General features: G+C 63.3%; 10 protein-coding genes. 9 read left to right on the top strand and 1 reads right to left on the bottom strand.

The genetic code is table 11. The features are described from left to right. Nucleotides 1-169: 169 nt before the first annotated feature. Nucleotides 170-1,021, top strand: a complete 852-nt coding sequence (locus tag SZ63_RS07415; RefSeq protein WP_241481275.1) for a cation diffusion facilitator family transporter — start codon at nucleotides 170-172, stop codon at nucleotides 1,019-1,021. A gap of 95 nt (nucleotides 1,022-1,116) precedes the next feature. Here SZ63_RS07415 and SZ63_RS07410 read toward each other — a convergent pair whose 3' ends face one another. Continuing rightward, nucleotides 1,117-1,725 (bottom strand): flavodoxin family protein, encoded by a 609-nt coding sequence (locus SZ63_RS07410; protein WP_048183359.1) that lies wholly within the window; start codon nucleotides 1,723-1,725, stop codon nucleotides 1,117-1,119. Nucleotides 1,726-1,824: 99 nt separating this feature from the next. On the opposite strand from SZ63_RS07410, the gene SZ63_RS07405 reads away from it, so the two are divergent. From SZ63_RS07405 to SZ63_RS07370, 8 genes are all read left to right on the top strand, one after another. Beyond that, nucleotides 1,825-2,067, top strand: a complete 243-nt coding sequence (locus SZ63_RS07405) for a zinc ribbon-containing protein (RefSeq protein ID WP_048183356.1) — start codon at nucleotides 1,825-1,827, stop codon at nucleotides 2,065-2,067. Between the two features lie 10 nt (nucleotides 2,068-2,077). Further along, entirely contained in the window at nucleotides 2,078-2,203 is a 126-nt protein-coding gene (locus tag SZ63_RS07400) for a desulfoferrodoxin FeS4 iron-binding domain-containing protein (protein WP_048183354.1), read from the top strand. A 5-nt stretch (nucleotides 2,204-2,208) separates the two neighbouring features. After that, complete coding sequence (locus tag SZ63_RS07395; protein WP_048183841.1) at nucleotides 2,209-2,559, top strand: carboxymuconolactone decarboxylase family protein; 351 nt, start codon at nucleotides 2,209-2,211, stop codon at nucleotides 2,557-2,559. A gap of 3 nt (nucleotides 2,560-2,562) precedes the next feature. After that, nucleotides 2,563-3,207, top strand: coding sequence for a peroxiredoxin (locus SZ63_RS07390; RefSeq protein ID WP_048183351.1), 645 nt, complete (start codon nucleotides 2,563-2,565; stop codon nucleotides 3,205-3,207). 188 nt (nucleotides 3,208-3,395) lie between these two features. Continuing rightward, complete coding sequence (locus SZ63_RS07385) at nucleotides 3,396-4,226, top strand: universal stress protein (protein ID WP_048183349.1); 831 nt, start codon at nucleotides 3,396-3,398, stop codon at nucleotides 4,224-4,226. After that, a complete protein-coding gene (locus tag SZ63_RS07380; RefSeq protein WP_048183346.1) occupies nucleotides 4,216-5,712 on the top strand; it encodes a BCCT family transporter in 1,497 nt (498 codons plus the stop codon). The genes SZ63_RS07385 and SZ63_RS07380 overlap by 11 nt, the downstream gene beginning before the upstream one ends. 49 nt (nucleotides 5,713-5,761) lie before the next feature. Further along, nucleotides 5,762-6,373, top strand: a complete 612-nt coding sequence (locus tag SZ63_RS07375) for a flavodoxin family protein (RefSeq protein ID WP_048183343.1) — start codon at nucleotides 5,762-5,764, stop codon at nucleotides 6,371-6,373. Then, nucleotides 6,370-6,990 (top strand): flavodoxin family protein, encoded by a 621-nt coding sequence (locus SZ63_RS07370; protein ID WP_048183339.1) that lies wholly within the window; start codon nucleotides 6,370-6,372, stop codon nucleotides 6,988-6,990. The genes SZ63_RS07375 and SZ63_RS07370 overlap by 4 nt, the downstream gene beginning before the upstream one ends. The last annotated feature ends 97 nt before the right edge of the window (nucleotides 6,991-7,087 follow it).

The raw sequence follows: 7,087 nt of genomic DNA, 5'->3' as shown, positions 1-7,087 counted from the left end.
AGCACCGTCAGGTGCGAACGCCCGGAGCTTGAGAAGACCGAAGGCCTTCGAGTTGCGACGGGCGGAAGGGTGCGACGGGACGAAGTGCCGGAAGAGGTGAAGCATGGGGGCCAAAGGTGCGAACGGAACTCGAGATGACAAGAGATCCCCGGGCGTAACCGGCCGAAGGGTGAGACGGATCTTTCTCGTTGTCCTCGGCCTGAATCTCTCCGTCGCACTCGCAAAAGCGGCCTTCGGCCTCATCGCCGGGTCGGTGAGCATGGTAGCGGACGCCGTCCACTCGGGGTTCGACTCCCTCTCGAACGTCGTCGGGATCGTCGCCCTTTACTTCGCCGCAAAACCTCCCGACCCGGAGCACCCCTACGGCCACGGCAAGATCGAGACGCTCGGCACCCTGGTCATCGGGGCGATGCTCCTCCTGACCGCCGCCGGGATCTTCTTTGAGGGCTACCAGCGGCTCGTCGAAGCCGTCGCCCCCGAGATCACCGCGGTCACCGTCGGGGTCATGGTCGGGACGCTCGTCGTCAACCTGGTCGTCTCCACCTACGAACGTCGAAAGGGCGAGGAGTACCGGAGCCAGATCCTGATCGCCGATTCCCAGCACACGAAAAGCGACGTCTTCGTCTCGATCGCCGTCCTCGCCGGTTTCCTCGCCGTCAGGCTCGGGTTCCCGGAGGCCGACCCGGTCATCGCATTCGCCATCGGCCTCCTCATTGCGAGGATGGGGATCAGGGTTCTCTACGACGCCGCCCGGGTACTCACCGACACGATGAACCTTCCCTGCGACATGGAACTCATCCGGGCGGTGGTGATGGACGTCCCGGGGGTGACCGGGTATCACGACTTCCGGTGCCGGGGAAAACCGGACGAGATCCTTGCCGACATCCACATCACTGTCGGCCCCGCCCTCCCGGTCTCCCGGGCCCACGAGATCTCCGAGGTCGTCGAGCGCCGGCTCAAAGAAGCGGTGCCGGGACTTGCCGAGGTCGTCGTCCATATCGAGCCCGACGACTCGCCCTGACATATCGAAACAGCGCTCAGGGCGCAAGGGAGGAACGCCAGATCAGGCGTGAGAACCTGCCGTGGCCCCCTAATCCGCCTCATGCACCGGAACCTTCAAACAACGGCGGCCTGCTGTTCCAGGAGCCGCCCGAGTTCGTAGCCCTTCCGGTAGGCCGCCTCCATCACTTCAGGTCGCGTCCGGATGTCCCGGACCGTGTCCATGTCGTTTTGGAGCACCTCGTCCCAGTAGGGGCAGTCGATGATCTCCCCAAACGCCCGGGCGGTCATCTTCACGCCCTCAAAGACATTCGGGATATTCATCCCGGCGATCGAGATGAAGAGCATCTTTCTCATTTTTCGCCGTTCCGGAGAGATAAACGACCGCCCCCGGTGGTACTTGGCCATGTAGAAGACCTGGAACCGGTCTATAAAGGACTTGAGCCTTCCCGGGATGCCCATCGTCATCACCGGGGTGGCGATGATCAGGCCGTCCATCTCGCGGAACTTCCGAAAGATCCCCTCCATCTCGTCCTGGATCAGGCAGGTTTCGCTCCCCATGCACTGGAAGAACTCCATGCAGGGCAGAACGTCCATGTGTGCGACCTCGATCTTCTCGACCTCGCACCCGGCCTCCTCCGCACCCCTGATAGCCTCGTCGAGAAGACGGGCGGTGTTCCCGTCGAGAATGGGACTTCCGAGCAGCGCGACAACCTTCTTTTGCATGGTGCTGGATTGCGCACGACCCTATTAATAGGATACGGGTATGCCCGGAGGGGAACGGCTAAATATCTTGTGAGGCAATTACCGCTCTGGTGACAATCTATGGCCGAACCAGAGACCAGCAAGACGGCGAAAGCCGGTGAGAAGCCGGGCCCGGGCCGGTTCATCTGCATTGACTGCGGACGGGAGGTCCGGATCGACAGCAGCGACGAGGATCTCGTCAAATGCCCGACCTGCGCCTGCGAGATGTACAACTGCCTCCCGATGACGCACATCAGGCCGGACATCAAGACGCCCGAAGACGTCCTGAACCCTCCCAAGAGAAAGAAACCGGACGACCGTTGAGGTGAGAAGAATGGTGAACGTATCGGCAAAAGGACAGGTCTACCACTGCGAGATCTGCGGAAACGTTGTCCAGGTGCTGGAAGCCGGCGGCGGCGAACTGGTCTGCTGCGGCGAACCGATGGTGCTCGAGGAGTGATCGGCATGGAAGAGAAGCACCTGGAAGAGAAGATCGGGAAGGTTCCCGAGATCTTCAAGGAACTGAAACAGACCGATCCCGACCTCTATGCGAGGGTCATGGGGCTCGACCAGATGATCTGGGCCGACGGCGCCCTCTCGAAGCAGACGAAGAAGATCATCGCGATAGCGATTGCCGCCGCGCTCCGGGACGGGCACGCCGTCCGGGCGCAGATGGCGGGGGCCGGGAGCCTCGGCGTATCGAAGGAGGAGATCGAGGAAGGGCTCCGGGTCGCGTTCCTGCTCGCGGGGATGCCGGCCTACGTCCACGGCAAGACCGCCCTCGAGGAGTACCTGGGCAACCGCCCGCGGAAGTGAATCATGGAATCCGAAGAATTACTCCAGATGCCGGTTATCGGCGAGCCTGCGCCGGAATTCGACGCGCTGACCACTCACGGACGCCTGAAACTCTCTGATCTGAAGGGAAAGTGGGTCATCCTCTTCTCCCACCCGGCCGACTTCACGCCGGTCTGCACCACGGAGTTCATGGCGTTCGCCGGCATCGCCGACGAACTCAAAGAACTGAACGTCCAGCTCGTGGGCCTCTCCATCGACAGCGTCCACTCGCACCTTGCGTGGGTCAGGAACATCAAGGAGAAGATGGGCGTCGAGATCCCGTTCCCCATCATCGCCGACCTCGACATGAAGGTCGCCAAACGTTACGGGATGCTCCACCCCGGCCAGAGCAGCACCTCGACCATCAGGACGGTCTTCTTCATCGACGACAAGGGCGTCATGCGTGCCATGCTCTACTACCCGATGTCCAACGGCCGCTCCATGCCCGAGATCCTGAGACTCACGAAAGCCCTCCAGACCTCGGACGCGCACGGCGTCGCGACGCCGGCGAACTGGGAGCCCGGCGAGAAGGTGATCGTCCCGGCGCCGAAGACCCCCGAAGAGATCGAGAAGCGGATGCAGGAAGGCTACGAGTGCAAAGACTGGTATCTCTGCTTCAAGAAACTCTAAAGACCCCTCTTTTTCCCCGAAGGACAAGCGATCACGGCCGATCTCCCGACGCTACGATACGCAAGAGATCCAGGGACGCCCGACAGGCCCGGGATCGACTTCGGTGCATTAATGGTGCCGAAACCCCGAAGTTACGAGTATTCAGGATTTGCCGGGCGGCGGCCCGGTGTTCTTGAGGTGTCCAGGGGATGTTTGAGAAGACGCTGATTCCGGTCGCCTACGGAGAGAGGCCCGAAGAGGTGAGGAAGGTAGGAACGATCCTCAAGAGCCTCGGAGCCGGCTCGGTCTGCCTTTACCACGTGAACGAACCCGGATCGTTCTTCAGGGGGGCCGATCTCTCGTGGCTCACGCTTCTCGCGGAGGCGCTCGAAGAGACGGGGCTCGCGGTGGAGGTGAAGACCGGGGAAGGCCACATCGCCTCGGCGATCGCGGAGACGGCGCTCCTCGAGGGTGTCGACGGCATCTACATGAAGGCGAAGCGGCGGTGGCACATCGAGACGATGCTTCTCGGGAGCGTCTCGCGGGATCTCCTCCGGCTTGCCGACGTTCCCGTATTCGTCCACAAAGTCCGGCCCCGCCTGCCGGACGACGGGGCGGAACCCGACCATAGCGACCTTGCCGTCCTCTACGCGACCGACCTCGACGAGGCGTCCGCCCGCCCGCTCCCCTACGTGATGGAGTTCCGGGGCGCCTGGTGCCACGTTCTCCACGTCAGGGGGAGGATGGCCGACCCGCTGGCGGAACGGGTTCGGCGGGAGGCCGTTGATGAGCAACTGAACGCGGTGGCGGAAGAACTCCGCCCGTACTTCGGGCGCGTCACCGCCGAGCAGCGGATAGGGAATCCTGCCGCACAGGTGCTTCATGTCTCCGACCGGATCGAGGCCGACGTCGTCGTCCTCGGGAGAAAGAGCCCGGCGTTTCTCTCCGCCCCGATGGGGGACACGGCGGAGCGGATCGTGACCGGGTCGAGCGCGTCGATCTTCCTCGTGCCGCAACCGGGGAGCCGCAATGCTTCGTGAGTATCTCAGAAGAGAGGCGGTCTTCCTCCTCTCCGCCGGGATCATCCTCTTCTTCATCGGGTTCGGGGCAGTGAGGCCCGACCTCCTTGATTCGGCCTCGTCCGCGGTTCACGCCGCGATCCTCGACAACTTCAGCTGGCTCTACCTCATATCGGCCTTCTTCTTCCTCGCCTTCGCGCTCGCACTCGGGCTCTCGCGCTACGGGACGATAAAACTCGGCTACGACGCAGAGCGGCCGCAGTACGGGTTCTTCGGATGGGTCGCGATGCTCTTTGCCGCCGGGATGGGGATCGGGCTCCTCTTCTGGGGGGTCTCCGAACCGCTCGTCCACTTCCTCCAGCCGCCCCCCTTCATCGACGCCGCATCCCCCGACGCCGCCGCGTTCGCCATGCGTTACGCGTTCTTCCACTGGGGGATCCACCCGTGGGCAATCTATACCATCGTCAGCCTCTCCATCGCCTACTTCTCGTTCCGGCGCGGGATGCCCGCCCTGATCAGCTCCTGCTTCTACCCGGTTCTCGGCGAGCGGATCTACGGGGCCGCCGGGAACGTGGTCGACGTGCTCGCGGTCTTCGCGACGGTCTTCGGGACCGCGACGTCGCTCGGATTCGGCGCCCTCCAGATCCACAGCGGGCTCACCCATCTCTACGGGCTCTCGTCCGCGATCTCCGTCACCATCGGGATCATCCTCATCGCGACGGCGCTCTTCATGGCATCCGCGATCCTCGGGGTGGAGAAAGGCGTCCAGGTCCTCTCCAAACTCAACATCGTCCTGGCGACGGTGCTTCTCGTCCTCGTCCTCGCCCTCGGATCGGCTCCTTATGTCCTCAACGTCTTCACCTCCACCCTCGGCGGGTATATCAACAACATCATCGATCTGAGCTTCCAGTCCTACCCGTTTGCGGGGTTCGAGTGGAGCCGGGACTGGACGGTCTTTTACTGGGCGTGGTGGATCTCGTGGTCGCCGTTCGTGGGGCTCTTCATCGCCCGGATATCACGGGGACGGACGATCCGGGAGTTCGTCCTGACCGTTCTCACGGTTCCCACACTCTTTACCTTCGTCTGGTTCGCCATCTTCGGGGGATCGGCGCTGCACCTCGAACTCGAAGAGGGAGCGAACCTCGCCGCCGTCGCAGGAGAGGACGTCTCGCTCGCTCTCTTCGCGTTCCTCGAACATTACCCGTTCGCAGGACTCCTCTCGCTCGCCGCGATCTTTCTCCTGATCGTCTTCTTCATCACGTCTGCGGACTCCGCGACGGTCGTCCTCGGCTCGCTCACATCGGGCGGGGGCCTGGTCGTCCCGAACTACAAGAAGGTCGTCTGGGGGCTCTCCCTCTCCGCCGTCGCGATCGTCCTCCTCGTCACGGGGGGCCTCTCGTCCCTCCAGGTGATGGCGATCACCGCGGCGTTCCCGTTCATGCTCGTGATGATCGGCCTCTGCTACACGCTCGCAATCGGGCTGTCGCAGGAGAAGGTACCGGAGTGAGGGGAAGCCCCGGCACGTTTTTTGCCTCCGCCGGGACAACACATCATATATGACCATAGACGTCCTCGCGTTTGCGGCTTCGCCCCGCCGCCACGGCAACTCCGAGACCCTCCTCGACTGGGTGCTCGCCGCGATGGAGGCCGAAGGGGCCGCGGTCGAGAAGATCGTCATCCCCGAGGTGGATATCAGGCCATGCCGCGGGTGCAACCTCTGCGAGACGCTCAACCGGTGCGTCCAGCGCGACTACATGGACTACGTCCACGACCGGATCATCGCGGCCGACTGCATCGTCCTCGCGTCCCCCATCTACTGCATGGGGCTTGCCGCGCAGGCGAAGGCGCTGGTCGACCGGGCGCAGGTCTTCCGCTCCCGGAAATACGTCCTCCACCTCCCGGTCGTTCCGCCGGAGCGCAAAGGAAAAAGAATGGGCATCTTCCTCTCGACCGCCGGGCAGAACTGGGATCATGTCTTCGATGCGGCGGTCCCGTCGGTGAAGTGCCTCTTTCACGTCGTCGATATCAAAAATAACGACATCAGGTACCTGATGGTGAACGGCGTCGACGAGAAGGGCGCGATCGCCCGTCACCCCACGGCGAAAGCCGATGCGGAGAGCCTGGCGCGGGAGGTTGTTGCGCACCTGCGGGAGGTCGGGGTGGCATGACCGTGAAAGTCCTCGGCATCTCCGGGAGTCCCCGGCGGCACGGGAACACCGAGACCCTCCTCGACGCCGTGCTCGAGGGCGCCCGGGAGGCGGGGGCAGAGGTCGAGAAGATCGTTCTGCGGCCGCTCGAGTACGCTTCGTGCCGGGGATGCAACGCCTGCCATAAAACGGGGGTCTGCGTCATCAAAGACGATCTCACGGAGGTCTTCGAGAGGATCGGCGATGCCGACGTCATCGTTCTCGCGTCTCCCATCTACTCGATGGGGATCACGGCGGAGGCGAAGGGGCTGATCGACCGCGCACAGTACCTCTGGGCGCGCAAGTTCATCCTGAAGAACCTCTACTACGCTCCCGGCCACACCCGCCGCCACAAGGGGATATTCGTCTCGACCGCGGGGCTCGGGTGGGAGAACGTCTTCGATGCGGCGTTTCCGGCGATCACCGCCTTCTTCAACACCACCGGATTCGAATACTGGGACAACGTCATCGCAAACGATCTCGACCGCTACGGCGGGATCGCGGGGCATCCTACAGCACTCACGGAGGCACGGGAGAAAGGGCGGGACGTGGTCAACCTTCTTTCCGGCCTGCAAGATCCGGAGGATGCGAAAACCTGATTGTTCGTCCCGCGTCCGGCCGCAGGAGGTTGGGTGAGGAATATTTCCACTGCGCCGATCCCGGGCAAGAACCCCTCCTCCGCCACCGGCCGCACGG

Source organism: Methanoculleus sediminis (genome assembly GCF_001017125.1).
Lineage (GTDB): Archaea > Halobacteriota > Methanomicrobia > Methanomicrobiales > Methanoculleaceae > Methanoculleus > Methanoculleus sediminis.
The sequence above is the reverse complement of the archived record's forward strand: the minus strand, read 5'-3'. Positions and strand labels throughout refer to the sequence as shown.